This window comes from Streptomyces bluensis (assembly GCF_014650715.1).
In the GTDB taxonomy this organism is placed as follows: domain Bacteria; phylum Actinomycetota; class Actinomycetes; order Streptomycetales; family Streptomycetaceae; genus Streptomyces; species Streptomyces bluensis.
Map to the genome: position 1 here is coordinate 145,891 of NZ_BMVM01000002.1, position 17,011 is coordinate 162,901.

General features: G+C 71.2%; 17 protein-coding genes. 7 read left to right on the plus strand and 10 right to left on the minus strand.

Annotated elements, in window-relative coordinates:
- Positions 1-5: 5 nt before the first annotated feature.
- Positions 6-800 (minus strand): methyltransferase domain-containing protein, encoded by a 795-nt coding sequence (locus IE262_RS05825; protein ID WP_189871831.1) that lies wholly within the window; start codon positions 798-800, stop codon positions 6-8.
- Positions 801-1,081: 281 nt separating this feature from the next.
- Here IE262_RS05825 and IE262_RS05830 point away from each other — a divergent pair, with 281 nt between their 5' ends.
- Positions 1,082-2,209, plus strand: a complete 1,128-nt coding sequence (locus tag IE262_RS05830) for a magnesium and cobalt transport protein CorA (protein WP_134042001.1) — start codon at positions 1,082-1,084, stop codon at positions 2,207-2,209.
- A gap of 161 nt (positions 2,210-2,370) precedes the next feature.
- Here the strand turns inward: IE262_RS05830 and IE262_RS05835 are convergent, their stop codons facing one another.
- Together IE262_RS05835 and IE262_RS05840 are read right to left on the minus strand one after the other, a co-directional pair.
- Entirely contained in the window at positions 2,371-2,799 is a 429-nt protein-coding gene (locus IE262_RS05835; RefSeq protein ID WP_134042003.1) for a CBS domain-containing protein, read from the minus strand.
- Between the two features lie 232 nt (positions 2,800-3,031).
- Positions 3,032-3,673, minus strand: a complete 642-nt coding sequence (locus tag IE262_RS05840; RefSeq protein WP_189871833.1) for a nucleoside/nucleotide kinase family protein — start codon at positions 3,671-3,673, stop codon at positions 3,032-3,034.
- 167 nt (positions 3,674-3,840) lie between these two features.
- Here IE262_RS05840 and IE262_RS05845 point away from each other — a divergent pair, with 167 nt between their 5' ends.
- The 3 genes from IE262_RS05845 (at position 3,841) to IE262_RS05855 (ending at position 6,884) form a co-directional block, all read left to right on the plus strand.
- Entirely contained in the window at positions 3,841-4,554 is a 714-nt protein-coding gene (locus tag IE262_RS05845; RefSeq protein ID WP_189871835.1) for a DUF2293 domain-containing protein, read from the plus strand.
- 115 nt (positions 4,555-4,669) lie between these two features.
- Positions 4,670-5,149, plus strand: coding sequence for an anthrone oxygenase family protein (locus IE262_RS05850; RefSeq protein ID WP_134042010.1), 480 nt, complete (start codon positions 4,670-4,672; stop codon positions 5,147-5,149).
- A gap of 247 nt (positions 5,150-5,396) precedes the next feature.
- On the plus strand, positions 5,397-6,884 hold the full coding sequence (locus IE262_RS05855) for a glutamate synthase subunit beta (RefSeq protein WP_189871837.1): 1,488 nt from the start codon (positions 5,397-5,399) through the stop codon (positions 6,882-6,884).
- 188 nt (positions 6,885-7,072) lie between these two features.
- On the opposite strand, the gene IE262_RS05860 is transcribed toward IE262_RS05855, so the two are convergent.
- From IE262_RS05860 to IE262_RS05870, 3 genes are all read right to left on the minus strand, one after another.
- Positions 7,073-7,876, minus strand: coding sequence for an SAM-dependent methyltransferase (locus IE262_RS05860; RefSeq protein WP_134042014.1), 804 nt, complete (start codon positions 7,874-7,876; stop codon positions 7,073-7,075).
- 101 nt (positions 7,877-7,977) lie between these two features.
- Positions 7,978-8,253, minus strand: a complete 276-nt coding sequence (locus IE262_RS05865; RefSeq protein WP_134042016.1) for a DUF397 domain-containing protein — start codon at positions 8,251-8,253, stop codon at positions 7,978-7,980.
- Positions 8,254-9,114: a Sco1979 family transcriptional regulator gene (locus IE262_RS05870; RefSeq protein WP_189871839.1), complete on the minus strand. Its 861-nt coding sequence runs from the start codon at positions 9,112-9,114 to the stop codon at positions 8,254-8,256. It lies immediately after the preceding gene.
- 246 nt (positions 9,115-9,360) lie between these two features.
- Here IE262_RS05870 and IE262_RS05875 point away from each other — a divergent pair, with 246 nt between their 5' ends.
- The 3 genes from IE262_RS05875 to IE262_RS05885 all read left to right on the plus strand — a co-directional run bounded on the left by IE262_RS05875 (position 9,361) and on the right by IE262_RS05885 (position 12,839).
- The gene (locus IE262_RS05875; RefSeq protein WP_189871841.1) at positions 9,361-10,080 is read left to right on the plus strand and encodes an ATP-binding protein; all 720 of its coding nucleotides are present in this window, start codon (positions 9,361-9,363) and stop codon (positions 10,078-10,080) included.
- Positions 10,077-10,532, plus strand: a complete 456-nt coding sequence (locus IE262_RS05880; protein WP_229877122.1) for a hypothetical protein — start codon at positions 10,077-10,079, stop codon at positions 10,530-10,532. The genes IE262_RS05875 and IE262_RS05880 overlap by 4 nt, the downstream gene beginning before the upstream one ends.
- 444 nt (positions 10,533-10,976) lie before the next feature.
- Entirely contained in the window at positions 10,977-12,839 is a 1,863-nt protein-coding gene (locus IE262_RS05885) for an ABC transporter ATP-binding protein (protein ID WP_189872820.1), read from the plus strand.
- 98 nt (positions 12,840-12,937) lie between these two features.
- On the opposite strand, the gene IE262_RS05890 is transcribed toward IE262_RS05885, so the two are convergent.
- The 4 genes from IE262_RS05890 to IE262_RS05905 form a co-directional block, all read right to left on the minus strand.
- On the minus strand, positions 12,938-13,111 hold the full coding sequence (locus IE262_RS05890; protein ID WP_166681813.1) for a DUF8839 family protein: 174 nt from the start codon (positions 13,109-13,111) through the stop codon (positions 12,938-12,940).
- A 261-nt stretch (positions 13,112-13,372) separates the two neighbouring features.
- Positions 13,373-15,271: an FUSC family protein gene (locus IE262_RS05895; protein ID WP_189871843.1), complete on the minus strand. Its 1,899-nt coding sequence runs from the start codon at positions 15,269-15,271 to the stop codon at positions 13,373-13,375.
- Positions 15,272-15,727: 456 nt separating this feature from the next.
- Positions 15,728-16,555 carry a nucleotidyltransferase domain-containing protein gene (locus IE262_RS05900; RefSeq protein WP_189871845.1) on the minus strand — a complete coding sequence of 276 codons (828 nt, stop codon included), beginning with the start codon at positions 16,553-16,555 and terminating at the stop codon, positions 15,728-15,730.
- Positions 16,552-16,980: a hypothetical protein gene (locus IE262_RS05905; protein WP_189871847.1), complete on the minus strand. Its 429-nt coding sequence runs from the start codon at positions 16,978-16,980 to the stop codon at positions 16,552-16,554. The genes IE262_RS05900 and IE262_RS05905 overlap by 4 nt, the downstream gene beginning before the upstream one ends.
- Positions 16,981-17,011: the final 31 nt, after the last annotated feature.

Below are 17,011 nucleotides of genomic sequence, written 5' to 3' on the forward strand. Positions count from 1 at the left end.
CGGCCCTACGCCTTCCTTCCCCAAGCGGAGATCATCGGCGCGGTGGCGAGGTCCATGGTGCGGGTGGCCACGTTGGCGAGGTGCTGGTCGATCTCCTCGTCGGTGGCGAGACCCGACGAGACGAGCTGGTCGCGGACCTGCCGGATCGTCGCGGACTCCAGGGCGGCGCAGGCGGGCGAGGCGACGGGGAAGTACGCGTCGGCCTGGACGCCGCAGAGACCGGCTTCCCGGAGCAGCCGCGGCAGTCTGCGGCCGTAAGCGAGGTCGGTGCCACGCTCGGAGAGCAGGCTGCGGAAGCCCTGGCGCAGCCGGTTGGCCAGCTGTTGCTCCGGGCCGTACTCATCGGGGCAGAGCAGGGGTTGCAGGGCCGGGTCGGCGTCCTCGATCAGGATCCGCCCACCGGACCGCAGCGCCTTGACCATGGAACGCAAAGCTCGCTCCCGGTCCCGCACATGGACCAGGACGAGCCGGGCGTGCACGAGGTCGAAGCCCTCCCCGGGCAGTTCGTCCGCGCCCACGTCGTGGACGCGGACCTCGACCGGCGGGCGGGCCGCCGAGGCCACCAACGAGGTGTCGATGTCGGTCGCGAGTACCTTGCCGGTCGGACCCACCTTCTTGGCGAGCCAGGAGATCACGGAGGTGCCGCCCGCGCCGACCTCCCAGCAGCTCCAGCCCGACCCGATACCGAAACCCTGGAGGTGCCGGAACGTCACGGGATCGAACAGGGTGGCGAACGCATCGAAGCGCTCGCCCGCCTCGGCCTGCTGGTTGTCGAGAAGATACCCGTCGGTTCGCGTCATGCCGCGATCATCCCATTTGCCTGCCATGGCAGCACATTGACGCCGTCACGGCCTCCTCCTCCCCCCTCCGTTCCAGCAGCAACTGGGCAGGCACGCACACACGCCGAAAACCAAGGGACCAGCCGACCTGCCAACCGGGAAGCGAAGCGGAGTGTTCCGTTCCCACAGGCTTACTCGTCACTCGATTCATGCTGGCAGACTGGCCACGGCAAGGCGCAGAGTGCGGCGCGTCCAGGAGGCGAACTGCGCACACAAGGAGAGATCCACGCGAGGAGATCCAGATGTCCATGGCAGGGAATCTGCGAAAGGTCACGGGCCTCGGCAAGGTCGGCGGCCTGCGCGGGGTGGCACGGCTGGCACGGCGCCGCGTCCGTGTCGATCTCAGCCACCCGGCCCGCTCCCCGCTGGGCTCCGCGGTGGTCAACTGTGTGACGTATCAGGACGGGGAGCGTGTACCCGGCGGCCGTGATCTCGCCGACGCCGTCAAGCATGTCCGCGAGACCGGTGACGGCTTCGTCTGGCTGGGGCTGCACGAGCCGACGGCGCGCGAGTTCGCGGGCATCGCCGACTTGTTCGGGCTGCACCCACTGGCGGTCGAGGACGCGGTCGAGGCCCATCAGCGCCCGAAGCTGGAGCGCTACGGCGAGACGCTGTTCGCTGTGTTCAAGACCGTCTGCTATGTCGAGCACAAGGAGCTGACCGCGACCAGCGAGGTGGTGAACACCGGCGAGATCATGGTTTTCGTCGGCCACGACTTCGTGATCACGGTGCGGCACGGCCGGCACGGCTCACTCGGGCCGCTGCGCGAGGAACTGGAGGCGAACCCCGAGCAGCTCACCAAGGGGCCGGCCGCGGTGCTGCACGCGATCGCGGACCACGTGGTGGACGACTATCTGACCGTCACGGACTCCGTCCAGGCGGACATCGACCAGGTCGAGACGGACGTGTTCGCGGAGAACGGCGCGCGGGTGGACCCGGGGCGCATCTACCAGCTCAAGCGCGAACTGCTGGAGCTGAAGCGGGCGGTGGCCCCGCTCACCCGCCCGCTCCTGGAGCTCGCCACCCGGCCCGAGCGGGTGGTCGCCCCGGAGATCCAGGCCTACTTCCGGGACGTCTCGGACCACCTGCTGCGGGCCACCGAGCAGATAGCCGCGTTCGACGAGTTGCTGAACTCGATCCTGCAGGCACATCTCGCGCAGGTCAGCGTCGCGCAGAACGAGGACATGCGGAAGATCACGGCGTGGGCGGCACTCATCGCGGTGCCGACGATGGTCTGCGGGGTGTACGGCATGAACTTCGACTTCATGCCGGAGCTGCACTGGAAGCTCGGCTATCCGATGGTCTGGGTGGTCATAGCCGTCGCCTGCACCGCCCTGTACCGAGGCTTCAAGCACAACGGCTGGCTGTGACCTCCCCCGCCCGGAGCGGAGGGGTGGTACCTCGACCCGTCCGCAGACCCGGGCGAGGGCGCGCCCTCAGCGGACCGACATGGACCGACATGGACCGACCGACGTGAACCGACGTGGACGACGTGAACCGACGGAGTCAGCCCTGGCGCGAGCCGACGGAGTCAGCCCGGGGCGCCCTTCGCGTAGACGCTCTCGACCCAGACCCCGATCTGCTCCTCGGGCAGGTGCTCGGCCAGGTCGGCCTCGCTGATCATGCCGACGAGGCGCTTGTTCTCGATGACAGGAAGCCGACGGATCTGATGCCCAGTCATCTCCCGGAGCACTTCGCTGACATCGGCGTTCGCGTCGATCCAGCGCGGTGTGCCCTTGGCCATCTCGCCCGCCGTGACACGTGACGGGTCGTGGCCCATGGCCACACAGCCCACGACGATGTCGCGGTCGGTCAGGATGCCACAGAGCCGTTCGTTCTCGTCACTGATGGGCAGAGCTCCGACATTGAGCTCGCGCATCAGCTGCGCGGCACGGTCCAGGGTCTCGTGGGCGGGAATCCACTGGGCGCCACGGTGCATGATGTCTCCGGCGGTGGTCATGAGGTGCCTCCTGGTGCCGGACGGCCGGCGCGGTGCGGGACGCACCGCTAGTCCCGACCCCCTACATTCTCGCCGCGCCGCCAGGGGGACGCACCCGGAGCGCCACGACTCCGGCCGACCAGCCGCGCCCGTCGAGGGCCGGGGGCCTCACCCGGCCCCAGGGTTCAGACGTACGTGCATACAAATGCTTCGCGAAGATCGTCGGCCGTTACCGGAGGGCGGCGCCCCGAGCTCAGCCGCTCCATGCGGGGTGCCGTGGGTCGTCGGCGCGCACCAGGACATCGGCCGTCGCCGCCGGGTCGGTTTCCGCCGCGTAGCGCTCATAGGCGGGGAGCGTCCAGTGCTCGGCCTCGGGGGTACGGCGGCGGAGGGCGCCCGCCGAGAGGAGGACGTGGACCGACAGGTCGAACGGGAACCAGTGCTTCAAGAGGAGAGGACCATGCAGCAACAGAAGCCCACCCAGCGGAAGTTGGACGTAGGGACTGCGGGTGGCTCGATCGGTGACGGGATCCCACAGGTCGGGCAGGACACGACCGTCGCCGCCGGGTTCGAGGGGACCGAAGACCTCGCGCCACAGGGCGGCCGTGTCGAACCAGCCGCCGTAGTACGACTCCACGTCCTCGTGCCCGTGCTCGAACCTGAGGGACGCGGGACGCAGGAAACCCTCCGTGCCCACGACGAGCGAGGGCCGGCCGCGCACGCGCAGTGCATCGGAAACACGCTGGGCGAGCCCGCCGGGGCCGGCGGCGGGAGCTCCGTCGAAGGCGATGCGGGGCCAGGGGCTGCCGTCGCCCGGCTTCAGGTCGAGCATGCGGTCGGCGAGGAGGTCGCCGAGCCGCTCCCAGGTGATCGCTTCGAGTCGCACACGGCCCATGATGCCCCGCGAGGCCGCCCGGTCCTGAAGGCGGTCAGGGGCGGAAGGCGGACGCCGCGGGTGCGGCACGGGCGGAGAGGAGCCGGGGAACGGAGACGCGCCGTGGTGACGTGAACCAGGTGACGTGAACCGGGTGACGTGCAGGTCGAGCCGGGAAGGAACCGCATATGGCAGCACGCGCAACTCCCCCGGCCCGCACCGGGCTTGTCGTGATCCAGGCACTCAGGAAGAAGCACTGCGCCGAGTGCCGCAGCGGGCCGCTGGCGTTGCTGGTGCTGGAGGACGGTGTGCCGCGGTGTCTCGACTGCGTGGATCTCGGGCATCTGGTGTTCCTCCCGCGGGGTGACACCGCGCTGACGCGGAGGTCGTGGGAGGAGAGCTCACTGTCCGCGGTGGTGGTGCGGTTCGACCGGCGGCGGAGCCGGTACGAGCGGCAGGGTGTCCTGGTCGAGGAGGCGGCGCTCGCCCGGGCCGAGGATCGGTGCCTGGCGGACGCGGAGGCGAGGCGACGGCGCCGGGTGCGCGACGCGCGGCGGCGGGCGGCGGAGGACGCGCGGTTCATGGACGCGTTCGCGACGGAGATCCGGCGGCTGTTTCCCGGGTGCCCCGCCGGGCGGGCGGGGGCCATCGCGGCGCACGCCTCGGTGCGCGGCAGCGGGCGGGTCGGACGGAGCGCCGCGGGGCGGGCGCTGTCCGAGGCGGCCGTGACCTCGGCGGTCATCGCCTCCGTGCGGCATCTGGACACGCCGTACGACCGGTTCCGGATGAGCGGGGTGCCCCGGTACGAGGCACGGCGGCGGATCGCACCGGTGGTGGAGAGGACGTTGCGGGAGTGGCGGGAGGCCGGAGAGGGCAGGGACGGCGGGGACGAAAGGGGATGACCGGGAGCACGGAAAGTACACGGAGTACAGGAGGTACGGGGGGTACGGGAAGTACGGGGAGTGACGTCAAAGGCCGGTCAGGCTCTTGTATCGGGGGAATGAGGCGGGAGTGGACATGATCGATGGGCCGTACTTCGTGCTGACGGTGCTGGGTGTGCTCGGGACGGGTCTGGTCGCCGGGGTTTTCTGCGGGTTCTCGACGTTCGTGATGAGGGGGATCGCCGCGCTGCCGCCCGCACAGGGCGTGGCCGCGATGCAGGCGATCAACGTCGCGGCGGTGCGGCCGGCCTTCATGCTCGTGTTCGTCGGGTCGGCGGTGCTCTGCGCCGTGCTGGCCGTGGTCACATTCGTGCTGTGGCCGGACGAAGGGACGGTGGAGTTGCTGGTGGGGAGTGTGCTGTATCTGTTCGGCTGCTTCGGGGTCACCACTGTCGCGAACGTGCCGCGCAACGAGGCCCTGGCCAAGCTGGACGCGGGCACACCGGAGGCCGCGGCGTACTGGCCGACGTACGTGAGCCAGTGGTCGACGTGGAATCACGTCCGGGGCGTCGCCTCGGCAGCCGCGGCGATCTCGTACATACTCGCCCTGACCTGAGGCGGGTAGACGTGCGCCACTCGGGCAGCCTGACAAGAGAAGGCCGGCTCGCATGCCTGGAGCGAACGGGCCTGTGCCCGGCCGGGGCGGATGCGACGTCGGCGACGTATCGTGGCGGAAAGCAGAGTGCCGCCCGAAGGCGTACGGCCTCGCGCAGACCGGAGACCGAAAGTCGCAGTCCGCAGTCCGTAGTCCGCCCGGTCGTACGGCCATGCCGTACACGTATGTGACGTAAGGGGACACGGCCATGGCCGATCCCAAGGGTTTCCTGAAGACCTCACGTGAGGAATGGCCTCGTCGGCCTGTCGAGGAGCGGGTGCGGGACTGGGACGAGGTGTACGTTCCCGGGGCCCTGCTGCCGATCATCAGCAAGCAGGCCGACCGCTGCATGGACTGCGGCATACCGTTCTGCCATGACGCCTGTCCGCTGGGGAACCTGATACCCGAGTGGAACGACCTGGTCTCGCGGGAGGACTGGCGGGCGGCGAGCGACCGGCTGCACGCCACGAACAACTTCCCGGAGTTCACCGGGCGGTTGTGCCCCGCCCCGTGCGAGGCCGGGTGCGTGCTGGCGATCAACCAGCCCGCGGTCACCATCAAGAACGTCGAGGTGGCCATCGCCGACCGTGCCTGGGAGGAGGGCTTCGCGCCGCCCCGGCCGCCGGACCGGCTCACCGGGCGGACGGTCGCGGTGATCGGCTCGGGACCCACCGGGCTCGCGGCGGCCCAGCAGTTGACGCGGGCCGGGCACACCGTGGTGGTGTTCGAGCGGGCCGACCGGATCGGCGGGCTGCTGCGGTACGGCATCCCGGCGTTCAAGATGGAGAAGCGGCACCTGGACCGCCGACTGGGACAGATGCTGGCCGAGGGGACGAAGTTCCGTACGTCGACCGCGGTCGGGCGGGACATCGGGGCGGCCGAGTTGCGGGCACGGTACGACGCGGTGGTGATCGCCACCGGCGCTACCGCGTGGCGGGAACTGGACGTGCCCGGGCGGGAACTGCACGGTGTCCATCAGGCGATGGAGTACCTGCCGCTGGCCGACCGGGTGTGCGAGGGGGATCTGGAGGTGTCACCGCTGTCGGCCGCCGGCAAGCACGTGGTGATCGTCGGGGGCGGCGACACCGGGGCGGACTGTCTGGGGACGGCCGTGCGGGAGGGTGCGGCGTCGGTGACCCAGCTGGACATCTACCCGCTGCCGGGGGCCGAGCGCGACGAGGACGCCGAGCCGTGGCCGACGTATCCGAAGATCTACCGGCTCTCGGCGGCGCATGAGGAGGCACGCGACCTGGGGACGGCGCCCGCGGCGGACGCGGACGTCCGGTTGTTCGCGGCGTCGACACTCCGCTTCACGGGGGACCCGGACGGGCAGGTCCGGTCGCTGCACCTGGTCGAGGTGGACGCGCAGCGACGCCAGGTGCCGGGCACCGGGCGCACGCTCCCGGCGGACCTCGTCCTGCTCGCCCTCGGCTTCTCCGGACCGGACCGGGCGGACGGGCTGATCGACCAACTCGGTCTCACGCTCGACGGGCGCGGTCTGATCGCCCGTGACGCGGACTTCGCGACCGGCATGCCCGGTGTGTACGCCGCCGGCGATGCCGCCCGTGGGCAGTCCCTCATCGTGTGGGCGATCGCTGAGGGACGGGCGGTGGCGGCCGCCGTGGACCGCCATCTGACGGGAGCGACGCGGCTTCCGGCGCCGATCGGGCCGTATGACCGGCCCATGACGGCGTAGCCCTGGGGCCGGGGCTCTCTCGTCAGCAGAACGTCCGTAGCGGCGTGCTTCGCGTCGCCGTCGAGCGGGGCGAACCCCGAGGAACCACCTGTACCTGGTCGCGGTGATCGCTGCTCGGCCGCCGGACGAGGCACCGCGCGGTGTGCGGAGCGGCCAGAGCCGGCTCCGCACACCGCGCGGGCCCGACGTCACACCTTGCGGCCCACCGCCCCGTACCCCGGGATGACGTCGTCGTCCTGCCCCGGCACGGGCTCGCCCAGCTCGGGGTGCCAGTCGGTGACCAGCGAGACACCGGGATCGACGAGTTCGAGGCTCTGGAAGAAGCGGCCGACCTCGTCGCGGGAACGCAGCGCGAGGTTGATGCCACCGGCCCGGTAGGTCTCGACCGCCGACTTCGACTTCTCCGGAGTGAAGTCCGCCGTGGCGTGCGACACCGTCAGACAACTGCCCGACGGCAGCTGGGACAGCAGCCGCTCCACGAGGTCGTACGCGCCGTCCTCGTCGGTGACGAAGTGCAGCAGCGCGACGAGCGAGAGCGCCACGGGCCGGTTGAAGTCCAGGACCTCCTTGGCCCGCTCCACGATGGCGTCCGGCTCCCGCACGTCGCCCTGCACGTACTCGGTCACGCCCTCGGGCGTGCCGCGCAGCAGGGCCGCCGCGTGGGCCAGCACGATCGGGTCGTTGTCGCAGTACACGACGCGGGCGTCCGGCGCGACCTGCTGGGCGATCTGGTGCAGGTTGGGCTCGGTCGGGATGCCCGTGCCGATGTCCAGGAACTGGCGGATCCCGTTCTCGGCCAGCCAGCGCGTGGCGCGGTGCATGAACGCGCGGTTGACCTTGGCCATCACCGGCGTCCGCGGGTCGAGGGCGAGCATCTTGCGGCCCAGTTCCTCGTCGACGGGGTAGTTGTCCTTGCCGCCGAGGAACCAGTCGTACGTCCGTGCCGGATGCGGCTTGCTCGTGTCGAGCTTCAGGGGGCCCTGCCCGGTCATGAGGCACTCCATAAGTCGTCGGTGCGGCAGTTGGCGATCAATTCCACCAATCCCACGCTCAGTTCATCATCAAAATCAGGAAAGTTGAGTAAACAAAGGACTCAAGACAGCAGGAAGTCGGCCTCCCCCGCCTTCGCTCCCTCGATGAACGCGTTCATCTCGTCGGGCGTGTATATCAGCGCCGGACCATCGGGGTCGGTGGACTGGCGTACGGCGATCCGGCCGTCGGCGAGCTTCATCGCCTCCAGGCAGTTGCCGCCGTTGCCACCGCTCCAGGGCTTGTGCCAGCCCTCGCTGCCCAGATCCCGGGCAGGCATGCCGTTGTAGACGCGCATGTGCGACTGCTGCTTGCGGGACTGGGGCTTGATGCGATCCATTCACAGCTCCTTGCGGAGATCCCGGAGGATCTCCTTCGTGCGATGTGCTGTGGCGGCCTGGGCCGCCATGCGGTCCATGACTTCGAGGTGGGTTGCCACTTCGTGGCGTGCGTCCAGGTAGACGGCGCCGGTCAGGTACTCGCTGTAAACCATGTCGGGAAGCTCCGGCACGGCGAATCGGAACAGCACGAAGGGCCCGTACGTGCCCGGGTGCGGCCCCCGGTCGAACGGCACGATCTGCAGCGTCACGTTGGGCAACCTCGTGGCGTCGAGCAGCCGGTCGATCTGGGCGCGCATGACCTCGGGGCCGCCGACGGGACGGCGCAGGACCGTCTCCTCCATCACGACCCAGAAGCGGGGTGCGTCCTCACGCGTGAGCAGGCCCTGCCGCCGCATCCGCAGCGCCACATGACGCTCGATGTCCTCGGGGCTGGTCTGCCCGATGGCGCCCGACTCCAGGACGCCACGGGCGTACTCCTCGGTCTGCAGCAGTCCGGGCACGAAGTGGGGTTCGTACGAGCGGATGGTGCTCGCCGCGCCCTCCAGGCTGACGTACATCGAGAACCAGCCCGGCAGGATGTCGTGGAACCGCTGCCACCAGCCGGGTTTGTTGGCCTCCTCGGCCAACTGGACGAAGCCCTCCGCCTCTTCGTCGGAGATGCCGTATGCCTTCAGCAGGAGTTGGAGGTACGGGATCTTGAGCGAGACCTCCGCCATCTCCATACGGCGGACCGTGGCGGGTGCGACACGCAGGATGCCTGCGGCCTCCTCGCGTTTCAGGCCCGCCCGCTCCCGCAGATCCAGCAGACGTCGGCCGAGGACGACCTGACCGACCGTCGGTGCGGACCGCGGCTCGCTCACCGCGCACCTCCTCCTGGCCCCGTAAGCCCTGCTCCTCCTGGTCTCGACAGCCCTGCGGCGCCCGTCCGAAGCCTTGCCGTGCCCATGCGTGTTGACGTGCTCACACACCTGTGCACTCGTGCAGGGATCCAACTGGCGCCGCGTCACGTGCTGTTACCGAGCAGTGTGCCACGACCGTTCGGAGAGTCACACCGCACTCTGCAATTTTCAGAGTGACACTTGCCAAGTGTTCGAGGCGAGGAGATAGTGGCTAACGTGATTCCGCCTGCGCCCTTAGGAACAGATGCCACCGCAGACCGGTTCGTTGCCGGACCTGCGGCCCGGGTGCGCCCCGACGCGGCCACCGAGCGCCGGTTCCGCTTCGAGCTGGCCGCGCACCCGGGTTCCGTGGCTCACGCCCGGCGGTTGACGCGCGCCCGGCTGTCCGGCTGGGCCCTCTGCGAGGACACCTGCGACACGGCCGCGCTGGTCGTCTCCGAGCTGGTCACCAACGCCATCGTGCATGCGGCCGGCCGTCGGGTCGTCTGCGAGCTGCACGACCGTGACGACCTCGTCCGGATAGCCGTACGTGACGAGGGGCGCGCTCCGGGCGAGCCGCACCCCACGCCGCAGCGGCCCGAGGAGGAGCACGGGCGAGGTCTTCTTCTCATTGAGGCCATGTGCCGTGCCTGGGGCGCGCAGGACGCGGGCCCGGGGCTGCTGGTCTGGGCGGATGTGCCCCGTGGTGTCGTCCCGGCTCAGCATGCCTCGGAGGTGTCGCACCCGGCGGACACCGCGCGCCGTCTGAACACGGTGCCGCCCCCGGCGGACCGCCGCAGCCGGGACACGGCCGCCCGGTCCGACCTGGGCTGGAGCGCGAAGAAACCACCGGCCGAGGACCGCGGCAACGGGGTGGAGGCGGCGCACAGGACGGGGGCCGTGACGGTCCCCGCGGCCCGGCGAGGCCGAGAGCGGGGGACTGTGTGAGGACATCGACGGGTGCGGATTCGACGGGTCGTACGGCCCCGGTGGTAGGCCTGGACACCCTGGTCCGCCTCCGGCGTTGTCAGCGGCCGCCCGAGGCGCTCCGACGGCTCGTGCTGCCCGAGGGCATGACCGCCCCCATGGGCTGCGACGCGGTCGGGGTGCCCGCGGAACTGGGCCCCGAGGTACTGCCGCGGCTGCCGCGTGTGGGGTGCGTGTACGCCGACGGGGCGCACTGGTGGTGGCTCGTCCCCTCCGACTCCGACTACGCCCTGGAGTGGCCGGCACCCGTCCGGTACACCACGGGCGCGGTCCTGCCCGACACCCCTGCCGCCCCCGACCTCATCCACAAGCCCACCGGCACGATCCCGTACACCCCGCCGATACCGCTCTACCTGGCCCTGTGCCGAGTGACGGGGACGACGCCCACCTGGTCGCGGCCGATCAGCGCGTGAGCGGGGATCCGCCGCGGGGGGTCGTGAGCGCTGTTCGCCGGGCCGGTGGTGGCGGGCGGATCTCGGGTCGGGGGCGTTCCGGTCCTCCGAGCCGTGCGACCGTCACCACCTTCCGGCCCACCGCTCCCTCTCGCTCTCCCTCTCCCCCACGCCTGAGCGCCCCACCTCTCTGCCCCGCCCCGGCCCGCACTCCCCGCGCACAGGCGCGGCGTACAGCGGCTCGCGCCCGGCGCGCCCCGTATGGGCCGCCGTGAGACGACCGCGCGCTCTGGTCCCCTGCGGTCGGCCCCGCGATAGTGGCCGTCCGTCGACGATCGGGGGAGGCCCAGGGTGAGGAAAGCGGCCGGCTCGGACACACGTGCGCACGCAGGTGGCAAGGACGGCGAGCCGCCGGAGGCCTCCGATTCCGAGGTGCTCCTCTTCGGCGGGCCGCTCCGGTACGACATGGGCTGGTCGCAGCACGCCGACGCGTTCCCGGAGCTGAACCTCCGCGCCATGGTGAGGCGGCTGCCGTCGCTCCTCGCCTCCAGCTTCCGGCTGGCCTGGCAGGCGGACCGGCGCGCCGCCCGGACCGTACTGGCCGCTGAGGTCGGCCGGGGTCTGGCCCAGGCGGTGAGCCTGCTGGCGGTCAACACCGTCCTGGCCCGGCTGATCGCCGGCGGTCCGGTCGAGGACCGGCTGCGGGGCGCCGCTCCGGCCCTCACCGCCCTCGCCGCCGTCATGCTGCTGGCCGCGCTGCTGCGCGCCGCCTCGACGTACGGCACCGGCCGCCTGGAACCCAAGGTCGAGCGCGTGGCGACCGAGCTGTACCTGGAGCGGGCGGCGGCCGTGGAGCTGGCCGCCATCGAGGACGACGCCTTCCACAAGCTGCTCGACACCGCCAAGTACGGCGCCCAGTCGGCCCGCCGGATGATCTCCTACTCCGCGCGCGTGGTGAACGCGATGATCTCGCTGGTCGCGGCGGCGGGCGTACTGACCGTGCTGCACCCGGCCCTGCTCCCGCTGCTCGTCACCATGACGCTGCCGAGCGCCTGGAGTGCCCTGACCATCGCCCGGCGACGTTACGAGTCCTTCCACACATGGATACAGCACGCGCGCGCGGGGCACCTGATCAGCAGCCTGCTGACCGAGCCCGAGGCGGCTCCGGAGGTCCGCGTGCACGGCGTCGGCCCGTTCCTGCTGCGCCACTTCCGCTCGATGTCGGAGTCGGCGGAGGCCGAGCAGGAGCGCCTGGCCCGCCTGGCGGCCCGTACCGGACTGGTCGCCGCTGCCTGGACGGGGATCGCGACCGTGGCAACCTACGCGACGCTCGGCGGCCTGCTGCTCGCCGGTGCCATGGCGCTCTCCGTGGTGGGGACGGCGGTCATCGCCATCCGCACCGGCTCCGCCAGCCTCGACGCCCTCGTCCTGGAGGTCAACTCCCTGCACGAGGAGGCCCTGTTCGTGGGCGACATGCAGCGCCTGTACGTGGAGGCGGCCCAGCGCGCGATCCCGGTGGGCGGGGCCCCGCTGCCCGCGAACCCCCGGGAGATACGCCTGGAGAGCGTCACCTTCACATACCCCGGCAAGGCGGCCCGGCCCGCTCTGTGCGATGTGACGCTGACGGTGCCCCTCGGCAAGATCGTGGCGCTCGTCGGGGAGAACGGCTCGGGCAAGACCACCCTGGTCAAACTGCTCGCCGGGCTGTACGCGCCGGACCGGGGCCGCATCCTGTGGGACGACGTGGACGCGGCGAACGCCGACCGGCAGCAGCTCGCCGAACGCATCGCGATGGTGGCGCAGGACTTCAAACGGTGGCCGTTCACGGCCCGCGTGAACGTCGCGCTGGGCCGCCCGTCGGCGGCGCCGACCGACGAACGCGTGTCCTCGTCGGTCGCCGAAGCGGGTGCCCAGGACGTGGTGGCCGATCTTCCGCGGGGCCTGGACACGCTGCTGGCCAGGGGCTTCAGTGGCGGTCACGAGCTCTCGGGGGGCCAGTGGCAGCGGCTGGGCATCGCGCGGGCGGCCTACCGGCGCGGGCAGATCCTGATCGTGGACGAGCCGACCGCGGCCCTCGATGCCCGCGCCGAGCTGGAGGTCTTCGAGAAGATCCGCGCTCTGGCGGGCACGGGTCAGACGGTCATCCTCATCACGCACCGTCTGGCCTCGGTGCGCCATGCCGACCTGGTGCACGTCCTCGACCAGGGCCGCCTGGTGGAGTCCGGTTCCCCGGAGGAACTCCTGGCCATGGGCGGCGTCTACGCGGAGCTGTACTCGCTCCAGGCGGAGCAGTTCACGGCGAAGGTGCCGACGAGGGGGGCGGGCTGACGGATCCGGCGCGGGGCTTACGGATCCGGCGCGGGTCTTACGGATCCGGGGCGGCCGCGGTATCGCACGATGCGCTGGGCCTCGACGGCGCAGAAGGGTCACTCTCCGGAGTCGGCTCCGCGCACGATCACCAGAAACGTGTCGGTGGCGAGGTCCATGACGACCTCCGCGGCCTGGCCCTCCAGGCGGCGCGCCTGCGCGAACTCCTCCGCCGGCCAGGAACCGCGCGGCCCTCCGGCGGGGAAGCGCTCCAGCACTGTTCGCCCGTTCACCCTGCACCTCCATGTGAAGCCAGTAGTCGTAGAGTTAAACGCCCTCCCTGGGGTGAACGGCTCTTGACGTGACAGTAATGAGACGTAGTTGACACATCCGCGGGAGGCTCAGCGCGAGATGGCGTCTAGTGCCCCAACAGGCAACGTTCGCCCCGTCGCGACGCCCGGCACGCTCCCCCACTGCCTTAAGGGCGTGGGAGGCGCCCCCACTCGCCGCACCGGACGCCGCTCCTTAACGGGCAAACGTTGCCTGCCGGGGCACTAGCCTGCCGCACGCAGCCCCGGCAGTGTTCCTTGCTCGGCCGCCGGTAGCAGGCGGCCCAGCCCCGCCCGCTTGCTGCGCTCGGTGAGCTCGTCCAGGAGTTCGGTGAGCCGCTTGGTGTCCTGGGGTGTGAGGTGTCCCGTGTCGTCGAGATGGACGGCGTAGGCCGTGGTCGTGTCGACGATGCGTTCGAGCGTGGCCGCGACGTCGCCGGTGCCCTGCGTGTGACGGGCCAGGGCGGGGAGTTCGGCCGCCGCGAGGTCGATCGCGGCGCGGGCCTCGGCGAGCGTGCGATAGGCCTCGCGGCGCAGGGTCCACCGCCGTGCGCGGTCATCGGACTCGCTGAGTACGTGCGCGAGGTAGGCGTACGCGGCGGCCCCGGCCTTGGCCAGCCTGGCCCGCACCCCGCCACCGCGCTGCCCGGGCATCGGCAGATGACCGACGATCAGCACGATGGCGCAGGCCAGCAGCGTCTCGCCGATCCGGCTCCAGGACGCCTGCGGCTCCCCGCCGACCATCACCAGGGCGAGCACCAGCACGGTGACGACGGCCGTCTGCGCGGCGAAGTGCCGTGTGGCGACGGGAATCAGCGCACCACTGACGGCAACGAGCGCGATCAGGCCCTCGGGCCGCGGCAGCACGGCGGCGAACCCGGCGAAGACGACCGCCCCCAGCACGGTCCCCGCGGCGCGGTTCAGCACCCGCGAGGCGAGCGGCCCGAGGTCGGGCTTGACCAGGAAGACAGCCGTGGCGGGGAGCCAGTACCAGTGGACGTGGTGAAGAGCCTGCGCCACGGCGGCACTGGCCCCGAAGGACAGGGCGACCCGCATCCCGTACTCACGCCCACCGGCCCCGAGGGCAAGGTGGACGAGTGACGTGGCGGTACGGCGCCGACGGTGCAGGCGCCCCTCCTCCTGGATGTCGCCCCCGCGGTCGAACGCCTCGGCGGCCTGCAACAGCGCGTCGTCCAGAGCCCGCAGGGCGGGCGCGGAACGAGCGGGCGCGGGCAGCGGTCCCGTGTGCGCGTTGGCCCGCACGGCGACAGCGAGGCGCCGTGGCCCCTCCGCGGCACGGCCGGGCACGGCCTCCCCCGCCCACGCGAGCGCGGTCGCCGCCTCGGCGAGGGGCAGCGCTGCGGCGTACTGGGCGTGGAGCCGCCGCTCGGTCGCCGAACTCGCGTACCGCCGCAGCCGGGGCCCGGCGAGGGCGTCCTGGGCGTGATCGAGAGCGGCAGTGAGCGCGGCCCGCCGGCCGCTGGCTTCGGACGTACCCGTCGCGACGAGCAGCTCGGCGATGGCGTCGTACACCTTGGCGACGGCGTCCCGCTCCCCGTCGAACCGGAAGTCGAGCCAGAACTCCAGCCGCGAGTCCCCGGCGACGGCCCCGGGCGTGGGCAGCACGAGCCGTAGGGTGAGCAGCCACCCCGCACCAGCCACAAAGGCGAGCGCCCGCTCCCACCCGCTCTCGGGCAGGGGCATCCCGGCCCCGATGGCCGCGGCGACGAGCAACTGCGTGCCGGCCCCCGACGCCACGGGCCCGATGGCACTGACGCTCCCGGCGAGAAGCCCGAGCAGGGTGAGCACGAGGGTCAGCACCACGGCATGCGCATGCTCCCCGGCGTACGTCCCGACGACCAGCCCCCCGGCCCCCACGAGCGCCGGCACCCCGATCCGCTTGACCGAGGCCCTCCGGCTCCCCGGCCGGTCATTGATTCCGGCAAGCATGGCCCCGAGTGCGGCGACGACCCCGACGGAGGCCCGGTCGAGGAGTACGGCCACGAGCAACAGGGGCCCGGCCGCCAGCGCACCCCTGGTCACGGCGCTCCAGGGCACGGGCCCCCTTTGCGCACGCAGAGCATGAGCAAGCCAGGGCGGCACAGCAAGCACGAGGCGGGACACGTGTCGGGCTCCTGTCGGGTCGAGGGCGGGGGGTGCGCCTTCGGGCGACGGTGGCCGGGCGGGGATTGGTGGTCTCCACGGTAGGTCCCGTACCGGGGAGGATCGGACAGACCGTGTTACCGGGATGTGACGATGCCTGGAAAAGCCAAGTTCTTTATGAACGCAAGGCCGAGCGTGGTGGCAGATCGATCACACGCGTGGGCGGCCGAAGGCTTCAGCAGTCAGGCGCGCATCACCTGATCGGCCACGAAAGTGATGTGCTGGATGTGGCCTTTCTGCACCCATACTCCGGGGTTACCGGGGCTGATGGACATGCCGGGATCGGCCTGGTCCTGCAGCCACTGCTTGCGACGGCACTGGTCACGGAGCTCCGTCGCCGCAGCCGCGCGTACACGGGCCCCGTGCCCGCGCTGGCTGTCTGCCGTGTGAGCTGCGTACTTTTTACTTGCTCCGCTGCTACTCGCCGCCCGCCCTCAGCCTCAATGACTCGAAGAGCGACTCAGCCGCCACAACAGCCTGGACCGGCGCATCCTGGCCCGGCTCGCCAAAGAGCGAGCCGACGATGCCGTCGACCCCCCGCAGCCCCGCCCGCTCCAGCAACCGCTTCTCGTTCGTCACCCACTTTCCGCGTGCCGCGAGGAGCGCGTGCCCGGCCTGTACGGCGGCGGTGGCGACGGCACCGGCTACTTCCGTGAGGCGCCCTTTGGGGGCGTGGTTGGCCTTGGCGTACCCGAGGGTGGCGCGGGCCGAGCCGAACCAGCGTTCGGCGGCGGAGACTCGGAGCTTTTCCGGGTACGTGGCCGGGCGGGGCAGGTCGCCGTGCAGTACGCGGTTCACGGCGAGTTCGGCCACGAGCAGGTAGCTCGGGATGCCGGCGAGGTGGAAGAGGAGGGGCTCCACGTGGAAGCGGCCGGATTCGGCCTCGGAGAGTTCGTGTTCCACGACGTCGAGGTCACGGTAGTGGACGTCAACGCGCCGGCCGTCGATGGTCAGCCAGGCTCCGCCGTTGAAGATCCCACCGCCCCAGCCGCCGATCTCGGAGACCTCGCCCTCCCAGCCGATGGCACGGAGGTCGGCCGGGTCGAAGGGGCCCCGGTAGTAGATCGCCAGGTCCCAGTCGCTCTCCGGAGTGTGGGTCCCCTGGGCGCGGGAGCCGCCGAGGGCGACGGCATGGATGGTGGGGAGGGCGGCGAGGCGGTCGGTGACGTGGGTGAGGAAGGTGTCGTCGTCCACGGTACTGTCCGGGGCGGCACGTACGGTCTCGTCACCCGTGTCCGCGGTCATGGCCGGGGCTCACCGATGGTCAGGTCACCGATGGTGTGGGCCTGGATGACAGTGCCGTGTTGTACGCCCCCACTGATGGTGTTGTGGACAGTGCCCTTGGGCTGGTCCTGCGGGGGCCTCAGTTCGTCCAGCAACGCCTGGAGTTCCACGGCCGCCGACGGGTCGGCGCGCAGAATGCGGCGGAGGCGGAGGCGCCACTCGTCGCGCACGTCGGCCGCCGTCTCCTCGTCGCCGGCGTCCCGCGCGGCGACGAGATCCGCTCGGGACTCCTCCAGCTCTGCCTGGACGACTTCACCTTCGCCATCCCTGCCCCGTGTGAAGAAGGCGACGACACGGTCACGTGCCTGTTCCCACCCGTCGGTCACCATCTGCGTCACCAGCGCCGTCGCACCCGCAACCGCCAGACTCGTCAACTCGGCTTCCACCCGGCCCCCTTCATCGCACGTCCGAATGTCA